A 12,880-nucleotide genomic window follows, 5' to 3' on the forward strand; every position below is an offset into this window, starting at 1 on the left:
CTCCCAGGAGGAAGCCCGTCCGTGCTGAGTCACGAAATTCACTCCCGTATCAGCGGGGCGCCCGCATCGCGCCAGGCGATGATGCCCCCGGCCAGGCTGCGGACATCGGGGTGACCCATACGGGTCAGGAGAGCCGCGTACTTGAGGGACTTCTCGCCGACGGGGCAGGCCAGGAGCACGGGCTGTTTCTTGCTGAACGGCAGCCCGCCCCGGACGAGGTCCTCGAAGAGTTCGTCAACGATATTGATCGATCCGGCGATATGGAGCGCGGCGTAGGCGAAGGGGCTGCGCATGTCGACCACGGTCGGCGCGGCCTGCTGTATCCACTCCTGAGCCTCCGTGATGCCGATCGCGCAGGCATGTGCCGTATCGGCATCCGAGAGCGAGGCGACCGAGTGGACTTTCGGTCGTTGTCCGATCAGTTCGGGCCGACGCTTCCTGATGTAACTGAGATAGCTTTCCACGCGATCGCAGACAATGAATACGGCCGTTTTCCGTCCGGTCAGCTGCGAGTCTATTTCCCGCAGATGGCGAACGGTCCCGAAATAGGCTGCTCCGCCGGTCGGTCCCGCCAGTATTCCGCACCTGCGGAGAAGGGTGACCATCCCGTCGATCGCCTCATCGGACGTGACGGACTCGATGGTGTCATAGGTCTGGGGATCGAATATCCCTACCTCCTGGACCTCATCGATATTCCGGATGCCGGGAATGAAGTCGGACTTGTCCGCGACCAGACCGACCACCCGCACCTTGGGGTCCTGGTTTCGCAGGGCGCGGGCGACCCCGGTCGATGATCCGGCGGTGCCGACGCCGGAGATGAACCAGTCCGGCGCCCGGTTGTCGAGGTCGGCGATGATCTCGGGGCCGGTTCCGGTTTCGTGTGCCTCGGAGTTCAGGCTGTTGTAGTACTGGTCCGTGTGTACGTACGAACTGCTCGGGTCGGACAGGCTCCGATGGAAGAGCGTCAGCGGATCCTCGGTGTTCGTCGGGTCAAGGCATTCACTCCGACCCGGCAGTTCTTCTATCTCCGCCCCCAGGAGGAGAAGCAATTCCTTGATCTCCGGAATCTTCATCCGGTTGGTCACGCTCTTGAAGCCTATGCCGTGCATGCCCGCTATCGCCGCGAGGGCCTTGGCCGTATTTCCGCTCGACAGCTCCACAATCTGACTGCCGTGCTCGACCGCCGATGACAGACCGGGCCGTACCATGTTCCAGGCGGCCCGATCCTTGAGCGATCCGAAAGGATTGCAGAATTCGAGTTTCGCGAAGAGATCGATGTTCTGGAGCCCGTGCACGCGCGAGTCGATGCGTACCAACGGGGTGTCGCCCACCGTATCGATGATGCTGTCATATCTCATGGGCGTCCCCCGGGGAATGTATGGGCCAGTACTGGTCGTCGAGACTCCACTGCCAGCCGTCGGTATCTCGGTAGAGCGCCACCTTGCGGGCGGACGGTCGCTGCTGGGCGTACTGGGCGCGGAAATCCATGCAGTAGCCGGCGGTATTGGCGAAGGCGAGGAGGTCGCCCGGGACCGGCCGGCGGGGAAGGAACACCATCCTGCGCGTGATCAGATCGGATTCGAGACACAGATTTCCGTGGAGATACACCCCGACGGAATCCGATCCGTCCGCCGGCCGGCTCGCCCCGCCGCGGTCGAGGAGCACGGGGTCCATGAGAATCCCGTGCTCCTCCAGCGCGCAGTCGTCGGCGTTCATGGCGAGCCGCACCGAGTACGAGTCGTCCGGAGTACTGTGCACTCCGTCCTGATTCCCACGTGCTCCATCCGGATTCCCGCGCACCTCCAGCACGCGCGCCAGGGTCAGCCCGCACTGGTCCACGAGCGCCCGCCCCGGCTCGACGCACAGGTCATAGAGGTTCTCCAGCAACAGGGTGGCCAGGGGGCTGCCGAGCGAGGGGGCGGGGTACCGCAGGAGTTCGTCGAGGTAGTCGACACCGGCGACCGGGCGGTGGGAGGGGTAGAGCTCCAGGGAACCGCGCAGGGTGCCCGCCTCGCTGCTCAGCCCGTAACGGTGATCGCGCCACGTCAGCGCTTCGCGCCGGCCCAGCGCCGCCAGGGTGAGCTGTGTGGTGTAGTCCTCCCACTGTGCCTTGTGTGCGAGGTAGTTGACGCCGAAGCCCCCTCCGATGTCGAGCACACGCGGATGCATCCCCCTGGCCCGGCACTCGTCCATGGCCCGTATGCAGCCCTCCATGGCCACCGCCTTCTCGTCGAGGCTGGTGGTGTCGAGATGGAACGCGACGCCGATGATCTCCACCGCGTCGCGATGCCGCTCCGCCACGTCCAGCAGGCCGGACAGCTCACCGGCGGGGGAGCCGAAACGGCTGCGGCGGCTGAGTACCTTCACCCCCTGGGCGGCGAAGTCCGACAGCCGCAGGAGGACCTTCGCTCGCGTCAGCCCATGGCCGCGCACCAGGCCCGCCAGGGCTTCGAGTTCGGTTCGGCCCTCGACGTTGACCGTCACTCCGCAACGGGCGGCCAGCCAGAGGAACTCCGGTTCCTTCGGGCCCGTCGCGCCGATGCGGTCCGCCGTGAAGCCACAGGCCATGGCGTGCTGCAACTCGTGCAGTGACGCGACATCCATGGCGGCCCCGGTGGCGGCGAGCCGGCGGACGAGCGCGCTGGACCGGTTGGCCTTGTGGGCGAAGGAGATGTCCCCGCCCAGGCGGTGGCGCCGGTACAGCGACCGGAACCGGGAGACGTTCTCGGCGACCTGGTCCGGAAGCACCACGTTCAGGGGCGACCCCAGACCGTCCACGAGGCTGTGGAGGAGGGGGGCCGAGGCCAGTAATGACTTCGGCCGTGGTTCGAGCCTTGGTTCCAAGTACAGAGGAGAAGCCAACGACGGCACGCGCCTTCCCACGGGCATGGGAGGCAACTGAGCGGACTGCGTGACCGGTTGGCGCTGCCTCGGACGGTCGGGGGATTCATCGAAATGATTGTCATATCGATGATGTCCAGGCTGCGGGAGCTGTATGCCTGTCCGTTACGCGAAAACCGGGGCGAGCGGCGTGAGTCAGTGGTCGTCCCAGTGACCGTCGTGCTCGGCGTGCCGGTGGCCCTCGTGGATGTAGTCCACGTGATCGTCGTGCGGAACGGCGACATGGCCGCAGGCCGGGCCGTGCCGGTGGTCGTGCCCGTCGTGTACCGAGTGCTCCGTCTTCACGCATTCGTCCACATGGTCACCGTGCGCACGGTGCAGGTGGTTGTCGTGCGCGTAGTCGACGTGGTCCTCGTGAGGCACCGCGACGTGTCCGCATCCCGGGGCGTGCTGATGAGGGTGGGCGGTGTGGGGGCGGTGTTCTGTCGTGGCGGACATCTGCGTTGCTCCTCGCGGGTCAAGGACTCGGGGATGTGCTCACGTCGGCCGAAAGGTGCATAGGTGTTCCTTTCGGCATATGTGCGAGTCTATCGCCGCCCCTGTGCGCATGCCCGCGGGAGCGTCCGCGACGGCCCGTGACACGCGCTCGGCCGGCCCCGTGGCGCCCGGCGGGCGTCGGACCCCGGCCGGGCGTCGGGCGTCGTCCGGGCGTCGGGGCCCGCCTCGCACGGAACCGTGGAGGCGGGCCCCGGCCGGTCGGTCACGTGAGCGAACTGGAGTAGGGCAGCAGGGCCATCTCCCGTGCGTTCTTGATGGCGGCGGCGACCTGGCGCTGCTGCTGCGCGCTGATCCGGGTCACCCTGCGGCTGCGGATCTTGCCCCGGTCGGAGACGAACTTCCGCAGCAGACCGGTGTCCTTGTAGTCGATGTACGTGATCTTGGCGGCGTCGAGCGGGTTCGGACGGGCCTTGAGGGGCTTGTGGGGGTCGGGGCGGCGGGTCATCGGTTTCCCTTCGGGGGCACGGTCGGTGCGGGGGCGGTCAGTGGACCGGGTCGAGGAGCGAGTCGAAGGCGCGGGGCAGGCTCTTCCACGCCTCGCGCCCGGCCGCGTACTCCTCGTCGGTGAGCAGGCAGGAATCGAGCACTCCGGTGAGGCCGTCGCGGTCGAGGCCGGGGGAGACGAAGACCAGGTGCTGGCAGCAGTCGCCGTGCTCCGGGTGCCAGTCGAGCGCGGCGGCGGCTCGGCGGAAGGGCGGCACCATGTCCCAGGCGGCGTCCGGCAGGGAAGCGAGCCAGGGGCCGGTGTTCTCGACGCAGAGCGCGCCGCCTGCCGCGTCCCAGGAGAGCAGTGTGTCGGGCCGGTCGGCGAGCCAGAACCGGCCGCGGCTACGGGCGGCCGCGCAGCACAGGTCCTCCAGCGCCTCGTACAGGCGCTCGGGGTGGAAGGGGCGGTGCCTGCGCCAGACGAGGGTGCTGACGCCGGACTCCTCCGCCTCCTGGGGAAGGAGCGCACATGCCGGGTGCTGGGCGGCGCCCGCCGCCTCCACGTCGAACCCGGAGAGCGCGAGTTCCGTCAGTGCGTCCGATCCGGCCGTCGCCCGCCGGGCCGTGGGGTGCAGTTGCCCGATGAGCGCACGGTCCTCGTCGTCCGCTTCGTCATTCTCGACGAGGGCGACGACGGACGCGTACTCCAACTGCCGCGCCCAGGTGTCCCCGACGGTACGCCGATCGGTCGCCGCCGCGGCCAGTCCGGCTTCCGCCAGATCGTCGCCGTTGGTGAGACAGGGCAGCACGAGGGCCGGATCGACTGCGGTGATCACGCTCCTCACCTCGGCCCGCCCCGCTCCGTGGACGGCGATGACCTCCGCCGTGGCCTTCGGTTCGACCGAGTCCCAGAGATCGAGGACGGCGAGCCGGGTAAGCCCGTCGGCCGCGAGCCGGCGCAGTTCCGGAATCAGATCCTCCCGCAGCGCGCAGCAGGCGCAGTCGTTCACGAGAGGTGCCTCGCCGCTGGACAGCTCGCCCGAGGAATCGCGGACCGTCCGGTGCACGGTCCCCCGGTCCGCCGTGGTCAGGTCGTGGTGCAGCGCGACGCTGTGCGGGACCTTCCTCAGCAGCCCCTCCACCACCTCGCGGCGGGCGTCGGCGTGCAGGCCGCAGACGATGACGACGGGCAGCTTCCGGTTCTCCTCCATCACCGGCCCTCCCGGTTGCCGTAGCGGCGCTCGAACCGCTCCACCCGGCCCGCGGTGTCCAGGACGCGGGCGGTGCCGGTGTAGAAGGGGTGGCTCGCGGAGGAGATCTCCACATCGACGACCGGGTAGGTGTTGCCGTCCTCCCACACGACGGTGCGTTCGCCGGTGAGGGTGGAGCGGGTCAGGAAGGCGAAGTCGGCGGCCTTGTCGCGGAAGACGACGGGGCCGTAGGCGGGGTGGATACCGGGCTTCATGCTGATGTCCTTGAGGTCGGGCCGCGGGGTGGGCCGGTCGGGGCCGGTCGGGTGGGGGCGGAGTCAGCGCTCTTCGCGGAAGTCCACATGGCGGCGGACGACGGGGTCGAACTTCCGCAGCACCAGCCGGTCGGGGTCGTTCCGCCGGTTCTTGCGGGTGACGTAGGTGTAGCCGGTTCCGGCGGTGGAGCGGAGCTTGACGATCGGACGTAGTTCGGTGCGGGCCATGGCGCTACTATATGGGAATGGTTTCCATTTTCAAGAATGGACCCCGTCGATGAGAGGCAGGTAACTCTGTGTCCGCCTACTGCCAACTGACCGGCGCCCGGCCGGGCTTCGGCAACGCCATCTCCCACTCGCACCGGCGCACGTCACGCCGGTTCGACCCGAACATCCAGAGCAAGCGCTACTGGCTGCCCAGCGAGGGCCGGCATGTGCGGCTGACTCTGAGCGCCAGGGCCATCAAGACGGTCGACTCGATCGGAATCGAGGCAGCGGTGGCCCGTATCCGGGCGCGAGGGGTGAAGGTCTGATGGCGAAGAAGAGCAAGATCGCGCAGAACGAGAAGCGAAGGACGACGGCCGAGCGGTACGCGGCCCGGCGGGCGGAGCTGAAGGAGATCATCCGCAGGCCGGGGACGCCGGAGGCGGAGAGGTCCGCGGCCGTCGACGAGCTGCGGCGCCAGCCGCGTGACGCCAGTGCCACGCGCGTCCGCAACAGGGACAGTGTGGACGGCCGACCGCGCGGGCACCTGCGGAAGTTCGGGCTGTCCCGCGTCCGGATGCGGGAGCAGGCACACGCCGGTTTTCTGCCCGGGGTGACCAAGTCGTCCTGGTGAGGACGGCACACCTGACCCGAGGCGGGTGGTGGCCCGGTCTGCGGGCCGCGCCGTCACCCGCCTTCCCGGTGCTCCGGGTACCGACTTCGGCTCGGACCGGCTCGGCTCGTGCGCGCCGGACCGGCTCGGTCCGGACCGGCTTGTGCTCCGGTCGGGAACGTACGGGACCTCGGTCCGTCAGCTTCCCGTGAGTGCCGGGCGCCGGGCGAACCGGTCGATCTCCTCCTGCCGCAGCCAGCAGGCCGCCAGGTGGGCGATGGTGGCGGAGCCCGAATCACCGAGGTCGCAGTAGGTCAGCATGCGCAGGGTCTCGTCCCAGGCCCTGCGGAGGGAGGCGGGTGCCGGTGGCCGCGAACCCGCGGCGGCGATGACCGCGCGGGTGGAGCGCCAGTGGCGGGCGCCGACGTCGACGAGGGCGTCGAAGCCGGGAAAGGCGGGGACGTCGTGCCGGACCCGGTCGACGGCCAGGGCCACTTGGGCGGGATCGTCGGCGAGGGTGGCCAGGCCGAGTCCGGCCAGCAGGCGCTCGGCGTCGAGGCCCATGAGCATGACGCCCGTCTCGGTGAGCGCGGGTTCGTCCACGGCGGTCAGGGAGAACCGGGAGTCGTAGCCGTCGTGGTCAGACATGGGCGGCCACTCGGTCGTCGGCGAGGCGCGGGACGGCCGCCGACTCCAGGTGGGCGGCGACAGCGGTGGCCACTCGGGCGGTCGCGACGCGGTGCCCGTCGATGTTGCGGGCGGCGGGGCCCAGCACCATGCCCGCTGCCGCGCCGACCGCGAACACGCGGGGCGCGTTGCGGTAGGCCAGGGTCTGTTCGTCGAGGTCGGGCCAGCCGTCACGGGGTGCGGTGACTCCCTCGGGCAGGAGGTGTTCACCATTGGAGACGGTGGTGCCGAGGGCCAGTACGACATGATCGCCGATGACCTGCTCGCCGCCCGCGAGCCGGACGGCCGCGCGGCCGGCGCGCTCGGGTGCCACGGCCGTGATGGTGCTGCCCCGGTGCACGGTCAGCCGGCCGTCGGCCTCGGCGCTCCGCAGCAGGGGGCGGAACTCGAACATGACCGAGGCCCGGCGCTGTCCGCCCATCAGGATCTGGCGGTCCTCCCAACTCGTCCCGTCGAAACGGGCCCTGCCCTCGGCACGGAAGAACGACGCGTTGACATCGGCGCATTGGTAGCGCTCTTCGGAGGCGCGCAGAACCCAGTGCACGTTCTTGCCGTCGTTGAGGGCGTTCGCGATGAGGTGCGCCGCGCTGAGGCCGGAGCCGACGACGATCAGCCGCTGGGCTTCCCGGGGCACGGGTTCGTCCCAGTAACTGACGCTTCGCGGGGTGGCCTCGCCGTCCCACCAGTCGGCCGGCGCGGAACGGCGTTCCTCACCGAGGCAGAGGACGGTGTACGCGGCGCTGACCGCGAACCCGTCGCCGCGGACGGTGACACCGTCGGCGGTGGGCCGCACTTCGCGGACGGAGGCCCGCCGGATGCGCTCGTCCACGTGGTGCAGGGTGGCGACGTGCCTGCAGTAGGCCTCGAAGACGTCGACGGGCACGACGGAGCGGTGCCCGGCCTGGGCCATCCGGATCTCGCGGCGCTCGACGGGGGTGAGCAGCGACCAGTGGAGGCGGGCGAAGTCGAGCAGTTCGCAGTCGCGGTAGCCCTCGACTCCGGGGTGGTGCTCGTAGGGCGAGCGCAGGACCCGCTGTCCGAGGACGTCGACCCGGTCGAAGAACTGTCCGCACGCCCGCCCTTCGCGGTCCAGGAGGACGACGTCATGGACGCCGAGGTGCCAGAGCGCGGAGGCCACCGCGAGACCGGCGGGGCCGGCGCCGATGATGGCCACGTCCGCGGTGGCGGGCGGCGGGGCGGTGCGTGTGCCGTGCGGTCCGGGGGAGGGCGGCCAGTCGCGCCCCCGCGGAGAGTCCAGCAGGTAGGGCTCGGGGACGAAGGAGATCACCCGATGACCGTCACAGGAACGATGACCTCGATGACCGGTCGCTGGGGCATTCCCTCGGCGACCAGCTCTTCGAGGGTCCTGGCCGTGATCTCCGGGCTGTCGGTGGCGATCGGGCTGTACCGGGAGTACGCGTAGGTGGGCCTTCGGCCGGTGGTCTCCAGGGAGTACATCTTCACCACGGCCTCGCCGGGACGTACCTCGCCACCGTAGAAGGTGAGTCGGCGCTGGTCGGGCGTGATGAAGGACTTGGAGAACTGGCGCGACATCACGAGGGTGTCGGCGTCGTCGACGAAGACGGAGTCCTCGTCGGTGGCGGCCTGCATGGCCACCCAGGTGCGGTCCGTCAGGTTGGTCTCGGACTTGATGACCTGCCAGCGGCCGGGCTCGGGGAGGTTGACACAGACCGAGACGTCGTGATCGACGGTGTCGATGGCACCGGAGATCATCAGGACGTGGCGGCGTATGTCGGCGACGCCGGCCATTTGGATATCACGGGCCCGGACCCGTGAGGAAACATCTATTCCGGATACTTCCAGTGGCGGCATCAAATCTCCCCGAGTTCTTGACAGAGGAAGTCCAGGTAGCGCAAGTGCGGCCGACATTTTCACAGGGTCCGCACCCTGTCAAGGACACTTGTTCGGAGCCGAGTTGATGCATGAACACCCGTCCGCCCGGGAAGTGTGTCAAGCCGCTCGGTCGATTTCCCTCCCGATTCCGGGCGCCTCGTCGATCGGGCCGACGTGGGCGATCTCGAAGCTGTCCAGGTCGCAAATATGGATCTTGAGGACGAGTCCCTCCCTCACCGGGACAAAGAAGTCCAGCGGTTGCGTGGCGTCGTCATAGGTCTCGTACGTTCGGAACACCGTTCTGTCGGCGACGGCGAAGAGTGCCTTGTGCACCGCGTTCTTGTGGATCTGCCCGGCCGTCCGCGCCCATCGCTCCACGCGCTCCCAGCCCGCGTGCAGCCGGAGCGGGCCGCAGCCGGCCGGACCGGCGCCTTCCGGCGTGTGCCCGGGTGCCCGGCCGGGCGGATGGTGCTCGGGCGCCGGCCCCGACTCCGACCTCGGCCCCGACGCAGGCTCCGGCCTCCGACCCGACTCCGGCCCCGCCAGGTGGTGTCCGGGGTCCAGGGGCCGTCCGAGCAGAGCGCAGGCGGCCCGCAGTTTGGCTCGGACGGCAGGCGTCGGGCGCAGCCGCAGTACCGCGCGCAGGATGCGCTCGGCGGTCCAGCCGTCCCCCGTTCTCAGATAGCCGAGCGCCTGCCGGTACAGGAAGTCGGCCTCCTCGCCGCTGAGCCGGCCGGTGGAGGTCGCGAGGTATTCGATGCGCCGCTCGCGGGCGCTCGCGACGGCGGGGACCAGACCGACCGGGCCGACCGGGACGACGGGGACGGCAGAGCCGGTGATGCCGGCCGCCGGACAGTGCACCGTGATCAACCCGTCGGACACTTCGGCGAGTTCGGCGAGGGCCGAGAAGAACAACCGGCTGCCGTCGTCGAGCAGTTCCGCGTCGATCACGTCGACGCGGCAGGGGCCCACCTGGTCGAGCCACGCCTGTCCGACCTCACGGAGACTGCGCACCACCCACTCTCCGTACGGCACCCTGTCCGGGCCGTGGGCCCGGCCCCGTACGGTCGCGTTCTCCTCTTCCTCGTTCGTGGCACACGCGGGGTCGTCGGGAGCGACCAGCTTCAGTCCGATGCGTGCCTGCCGGGGCCACGTTGCCGTGGCACCCGTGTTGATCAGGGCTCGCACCGGTGAGAAGCCGACGGTTCCGATCTCGGCCCGCACAGCGAATCTACGCATCCCTACCCCAGTGATCCATCGGCCCGGATACGGCCGAGCGGTGGCACGGCTGTCCGCCTCCACCGCGCATCGGTGACCTCGTGATCGGTCGTGTCAGATGGCATCGCGCACGACCACGGCAATGGCGCTTCCGATGGCCGACGTAGCCTTGGCAGTCTTCACATATCGTGCCGGAAGGCACTTCCTTCGCTTTCCGTCACTTAGCAAAGTAGCTACGTCTCAGGGGGGCCACATCTTCCAAATTGCTCTCGCGCCTGGGGTGTTGCAGGAAACCGACCCACCTCGCCAAGTCCGCTCTTGCCATAACCCCAGATGGGATGCCCGCGCCCATGCGTCCGTTCCCGTGAACGTTCATGTGGCTGTTCAAGTGGCTGTTCAGTCACCGCGCCGGGGCCTCGCGTCAGTCACCGCGCCGGGGCCTCGCGCCGGCCGGTGCGGGGGTGAACCCTGGGGGAGCGGCCCGGCGCTCCGATGGCCCGAGGCGGGCCGATGCCGGTCGGAGCCGCCCTGTCCGGAAAAGGGGAGTGGCTATTCTGCGCGCATGTCGATCACGGACGCGAAGACGGATGCACAACTGGCGGTAGCGGCAGCACGGGCGGGGGCGGCCGTCGTCCGCTCGCTGTACGGGGAAACCCTGGAGCGGTACGAGAAGTCCGCGGCCGATTTCGCGACCACAGCGGACCTGGAAGCCGAGAAGGCCATCCTGGGTGTGCTGCGGACCGCGCGGCCCGACGACGCCATAACCGGCGAGGAGAGCGGGCGCACCGGCGCGGACGGCGCGGAGCGCAGGTGGCTGGTCGATCCGCTGTGCGGCACGCTGAACTACGCCGTGCGCAACATGCTGGTCGCGGTGAATGTGGCCCTCCGCGTCGGGACCCGTATCACCGCGGCCGCATCGGCCGACCCCTTCACCGATGAGGTGTTCTGGACGGACGGCGAGCGCGCCCACCTCCGCAGCGGCGGCAGGGACGAGGAGTCGGTGCCGTCGCCCGATTCGCGTCTGGTGGATGTCAACCTCGACCCGCCGTTCCCCAACGCGCCCGGCTTCAGGGCGGCCCGCCTTCTCGACGACCCGGGGTTCATCGAGCGGTTCCGGCCGCGCGTCGTCTCCACCACCCTCGCGGTGGCCTGGGTGGCAGCGGGCAGACGGGCCGCCTACGTCACCGACGGCGACCTGCGTGACAGCGTGCACTTCGCCGCCGGGATCGCGCTCTGCCAGGCGGCCGGCTGCGTGGTCACCGGCATCCACGGCCAGCCTCTGCACACCGGTGCGGGCGGACTGGTCGTGGCGGCCGACCGGGAAACGCACGCCGCGTTGCTGAAGTTGATCAGCGGTCAGTCCTCGGGCGACCGATAGGGAAGCGCTGCGAGCCACCACCTCCCGTCACCACGTCCTCACCGGCTCCCGTCCTCACCGGCTCCGGGATCTTCCGCCTGCATGACCGGGGCGGCCCCGAAAGCGCGCCGCACGCGACGGAGGAAACGCCGGACCGTCCGGGCCGCCGATGGCGTACCGGAGGCGCGTCCGGCGTGCCCATTTCTGACGGAACCTCAATCAGTGTCGAGTTTTTCGTGTTATTCGGGGCATATTGTGACATTCGAGCCTTAAGTTGTGGGACGACTCCACTCGGGTGGCGTCACGCATCGCTCCGAGACCGCAACGAACGTGCGACACCGATGTGTGCAGACGGCTGCGACGGATGAGCCGGACCCGGAGCGCCGGCCGCCGCAGGGGCGCGTGTCAGGAAAGGCAGGGCAGGTGAACGTGGTGGGGATCATCACTTCCGGTGTGGTCGCGCTGTTCATCACGGTGATACTGACCGCAGGCATCCGCAGAACAACGCTCCGCCGCAGAGGGCCGGACCGCCCGGACGGCCGCAAGCGGCCCGCCCGGCCGATGCCGTACCTGGGCGGAGTGGTGACAGTCCTGAGCGTCACCGGCGTCGGCTGGGCCGGATCCGAACTGGGGCTCGCGGAACCAGGCGCCCCCGTCCTGCCACTGCTCGCCGTGTCCGGCGCCGTCGCGGCGTTCGGCCTCGTCCACGACCTGAAACCGCTCAACCCCTGGCTGCGGCTGGCGGCACAGGCGGTCGCCGCGGCCGTCTTCGTCTCCTTCGCCGGGCTGTCCCCGGTGATGGCCGTGCTCGCCGCGCTCTGGATCGTGTTCCTCACCAACGCCTTCAGCACGCTGGACAATTCCGACGGCGCGATGGCCACCGTCGCCGTTGTCACCGCGACCGGCCTGCTCGTCTGCGCCGTCCTCGACGGCCGGTCCGGTGTGGTCCTGCTGCTGGCCGTCCTCGTGGCCGCTCTCACCGGGTCGCTGGTTCACAACCGGCACCCCGCGCGGATCTTTCCCGGCGAATGCGGCTCCCTGTTCACCGGGTTCGTGCTGGCGGGCTCCGTCGTGCTGCTCCATGCGGCCGCGCCACCGGAGCGTGCCGCGTGGGTGGCACTGCCGGTCCTGATGGTGGTGGCCGTTGCCGACACGGCGCTCGTGCTGGTGTCGCGCCGACGGGCCTCACGGCCGTTGCTCCCGGACGGCGGCGATCACATCGCCCACCGCCTGCGCCGGATCCGGTTCACCGCACCGGGCGTGGCGGTCGTCCTGGGCTTCGGCGCGGTTGTCGGGGCACTCACAGGGACCTTGGTGTACGCGGGGCTGCTGCACCCGCTCGCCGGACTCGTACCGTCGGCGGGCGCGCTCCTCGCGGTCTTCGCCCTGCTCAGGATTCCGGTGTACGGGGGAGCGCCCCGGCGCTCCGCACGGCCCGCCGGCCGCCGCAAGCCCCCGGGGAAGACGACCGGAGCGGTCGGCGCGGCGGTGCCGCCCCCGGCATCCACACCGACCTCTTCCACCGCCGCCGCTTCCGGCCGGACCGTGCCGCCCCCGCCGAACGGCCGCCCCGCCACCGAACTCGCCGCGGGCCGAGGCTGACGGACGCCCTGCGGCAATGGTCGGCCGTCGTCGCGGCCCCGGTCGGCCGGGGTCG

At 69.9% G+C, this 12,880-nt stretch carries 15 protein-coding genes; 4 read left to right on the plus strand and 11 right to left on the minus strand.

The window, feature by feature from the left end:
- Nucleotides 1-38 precede the first annotated feature (38 nt).
- From A6A29_RS18250 to rpmG, 7 genes are all read right to left on the minus strand, one after another.
- A complete protein-coding gene (locus tag A6A29_RS18250; RefSeq protein ID WP_073721158.1) occupies nucleotides 39-1,358 on the minus strand; it encodes a pyridoxal-phosphate dependent enzyme in 1,320 nt (439 codons plus the stop codon).
- Nucleotides 1,348-2,889 (minus strand): diaminopimelate decarboxylase, encoded by a 1,542-nt coding sequence (locus A6A29_RS18255; protein WP_073721159.1) that lies wholly within the window; start codon nucleotides 2,887-2,889, stop codon nucleotides 1,348-1,350. Before A6A29_RS18255 ends, A6A29_RS18250 begins: the two co-directional genes overlap by 11 nt.
- 147 nt (nucleotides 2,890-3,036) lie before the next feature.
- A complete protein-coding gene (locus A6A29_RS18260; protein ID WP_073721160.1) occupies nucleotides 3,037-3,339 on the minus strand; it encodes a hypothetical protein in 303 nt (100 codons plus the stop codon).
- A 262-nt stretch (nucleotides 3,340-3,601) separates the two neighbouring features.
- Entirely contained in the window at nucleotides 3,602-3,844 is a 243-nt protein-coding gene (gene rpsR, locus A6A29_RS18265) for a 30S ribosomal protein S18 (protein ID WP_073721161.1), read from the minus strand.
- Nucleotides 3,845-3,881: 37 nt separating this feature from the next.
- Nucleotides 3,882-5,036 (minus strand): CobW family GTP-binding protein, encoded by a 1,155-nt coding sequence (locus tag A6A29_RS18270; protein ID WP_073721162.1) that lies wholly within the window; start codon nucleotides 5,034-5,036, stop codon nucleotides 3,882-3,884.
- Nucleotides 5,036-5,290 carry a type B 50S ribosomal protein L31 gene (locus A6A29_RS18275; protein WP_073721163.1) on the minus strand — a complete coding sequence of 85 codons (255 nt, stop codon included), beginning with the start codon at nucleotides 5,288-5,290 and terminating at the stop codon, nucleotides 5,036-5,038. Before A6A29_RS18275 ends, A6A29_RS18270 begins: the two co-directional genes overlap by 1 nt.
- 63 nt (nucleotides 5,291-5,353) lie before the next feature.
- Nucleotides 5,354-5,518 carry a 50S ribosomal protein L33 gene (gene rpmG / locus A6A29_RS18280; RefSeq protein WP_073721164.1) on the minus strand — a complete coding sequence of 55 codons (165 nt, stop codon included), beginning with the start codon at nucleotides 5,516-5,518 and terminating at the stop codon, nucleotides 5,354-5,356.
- 68 nt (nucleotides 5,519-5,586) lie between these two features.
- Here rpmG and rpmB point away from each other — a divergent pair, with 68 nt between their 5' ends.
- Nucleotides 5,587-5,823, plus strand: coding sequence for a 50S ribosomal protein L28 (gene rpmB / locus A6A29_RS18285; protein ID WP_073721165.1), 237 nt, complete (start codon nucleotides 5,587-5,589; stop codon nucleotides 5,821-5,823).
- Nucleotides 5,823-6,128 carry a 30S ribosomal protein S14 gene (gene rpsN / locus A6A29_RS18290; RefSeq protein ID WP_073721166.1) on the plus strand — a complete coding sequence of 102 codons (306 nt, stop codon included), beginning with the start codon at nucleotides 5,823-5,825 and terminating at the stop codon, nucleotides 6,126-6,128. Before rpmB ends, rpsN begins: the two co-directional genes overlap by 1 nt.
- A gap of 177 nt (nucleotides 6,129-6,305) precedes the next feature.
- Here rpsN and A6A29_RS18295 read toward each other — a convergent pair whose 3' ends face one another.
- The 4 genes from A6A29_RS18295 to A6A29_RS43115 form a co-directional block, all read right to left on the minus strand.
- A complete protein-coding gene (locus tag A6A29_RS18295) occupies nucleotides 6,306-6,755 on the minus strand; it encodes a DUF6187 family protein (protein ID WP_073721167.1) in 450 nt (149 codons plus the stop codon).
- Complete coding sequence (locus A6A29_RS18300) at nucleotides 6,748-8,082, minus strand: FAD-dependent oxidoreductase (RefSeq protein ID WP_073721168.1); 1,335 nt, start codon at nucleotides 8,080-8,082, stop codon at nucleotides 6,748-6,750. Before A6A29_RS18300 ends, A6A29_RS18295 begins: the two co-directional genes overlap by 8 nt.
- The gene (locus tag A6A29_RS18305) at nucleotides 8,079-8,564 is read right to left on the minus strand and encodes a DUF6423 family protein (RefSeq protein ID WP_073721169.1); all 486 of its coding nucleotides are present in this window, start codon (nucleotides 8,562-8,564) and stop codon (nucleotides 8,079-8,081) included. The genes A6A29_RS18300 and A6A29_RS18305 overlap by 4 nt, the downstream gene beginning before the upstream one ends.
- Before the next feature lie 201 nt (nucleotides 8,565-8,765).
- Nucleotides 8,766-9,887: a DUF6235 family protein gene (locus A6A29_RS43115; RefSeq protein ID WP_143197002.1), complete on the minus strand. Its 1,122-nt coding sequence runs from the start codon at nucleotides 9,885-9,887 to the stop codon at nucleotides 8,766-8,768.
- Between the two features lie 541 nt (nucleotides 9,888-10,428).
- Between A6A29_RS43115 and A6A29_RS18315 the strand changes: the two genes are divergently transcribed.
- Entirely contained in the window at nucleotides 10,429-11,244 is an 816-nt protein-coding gene (locus A6A29_RS18315) for an inositol monophosphatase family protein (protein ID WP_073721170.1), read from the plus strand.
- A 411-nt stretch (nucleotides 11,245-11,655) separates the two neighbouring features.
- Nucleotides 11,656-12,825, plus strand: a complete 1,170-nt coding sequence (locus A6A29_RS18320) for an MraY family glycosyltransferase (RefSeq protein ID WP_338012882.1) — start codon at nucleotides 11,656-11,658, stop codon at nucleotides 12,823-12,825.
- Nucleotides 12,826-12,880: the final 55 nt, after the last annotated feature.

The organism is Streptomyces sp. TSRI0281, assembly GCF_001905125.1.
Lineage (GTDB): Bacteria > Actinomycetota > Actinomycetes > Streptomycetales > Streptomycetaceae > Streptomyces.

Bases quoted from the DNA above. Each gene is read 5' to 3' on its own strand.
- A6A29_RS18250 (WP_073721158.1), bottom strand. From the start codon at position 1,358: ATGAGATATGACAGCATCATCGATACGGTGGGCGACACCCCGTTGGTA.
- A6A29_RS18255 (WP_073721159.1), bottom strand. From the start codon at position 2,889: ATGCCCGTGGGAAGGCGCGTGCCGTCGTTGGCTTCTCCTCTGTACTTG.
- A6A29_RS18260 (WP_073721160.1), bottom strand. From the start codon at position 3,339: ATGTCCGCCACGACAGAACACCGCCCCCACACCGCCCACCCTCATCAG.
- rpsR (WP_073721161.1), bottom strand. From the start codon at position 3,844: ATGACCCGCCGCCCCGACCCCCACAAGCCCCTCAAGGCCCGTCCGAAC.
- A6A29_RS18270 (WP_073721162.1), bottom strand. From the start codon at position 5,036: ATGGAGGAGAACCGGAAGCTGCCCGTCGTCATCGTCTGCGGCCTGCAC.
- A6A29_RS18275 (WP_073721163.1), bottom strand. From the start codon at position 5,290: ATGAAGCCCGGTATCCACCCCGCCTACGGCCCCGTCGTCTTCCGCGAC.
- rpmG (WP_073721164.1), bottom strand. From the start codon at position 5,518: ATGGCCCGCACCGAACTACGTCCGATCGTCAAGCTCCGCTCCACCGCC.
- rpsN (WP_073721166.1), top strand. From the start codon at position 5,823: ATGGCGAAGAAGAGCAAGATCGCGCAGAACGAGAAGCGAAGGACGACG.
- A6A29_RS18295 (WP_073721167.1), bottom strand. From the start codon at position 6,755: ATGTCTGACCACGACGGCTACGACTCCCGGTTCTCCCTGACCGCCGTG.
- A6A29_RS18305 (WP_073721169.1), bottom strand. From the start codon at position 8,564: ATGGCCGGCGTCGCCGACATACGCCGCCACGTCCTGATGATCTCCGGT.
- A6A29_RS43115 (WP_143197002.1), bottom strand. From the start codon at position 9,887: ATGCGTAGATTCGCTGTGCGGGCCGAGATCGGAACCGTCGGCTTCTCA.
- A6A29_RS18315 (WP_073721170.1), top strand. From the start codon at position 10,429: ATGTCGATCACGGACGCGAAGACGGATGCACAACTGGCGGTAGCGGCA.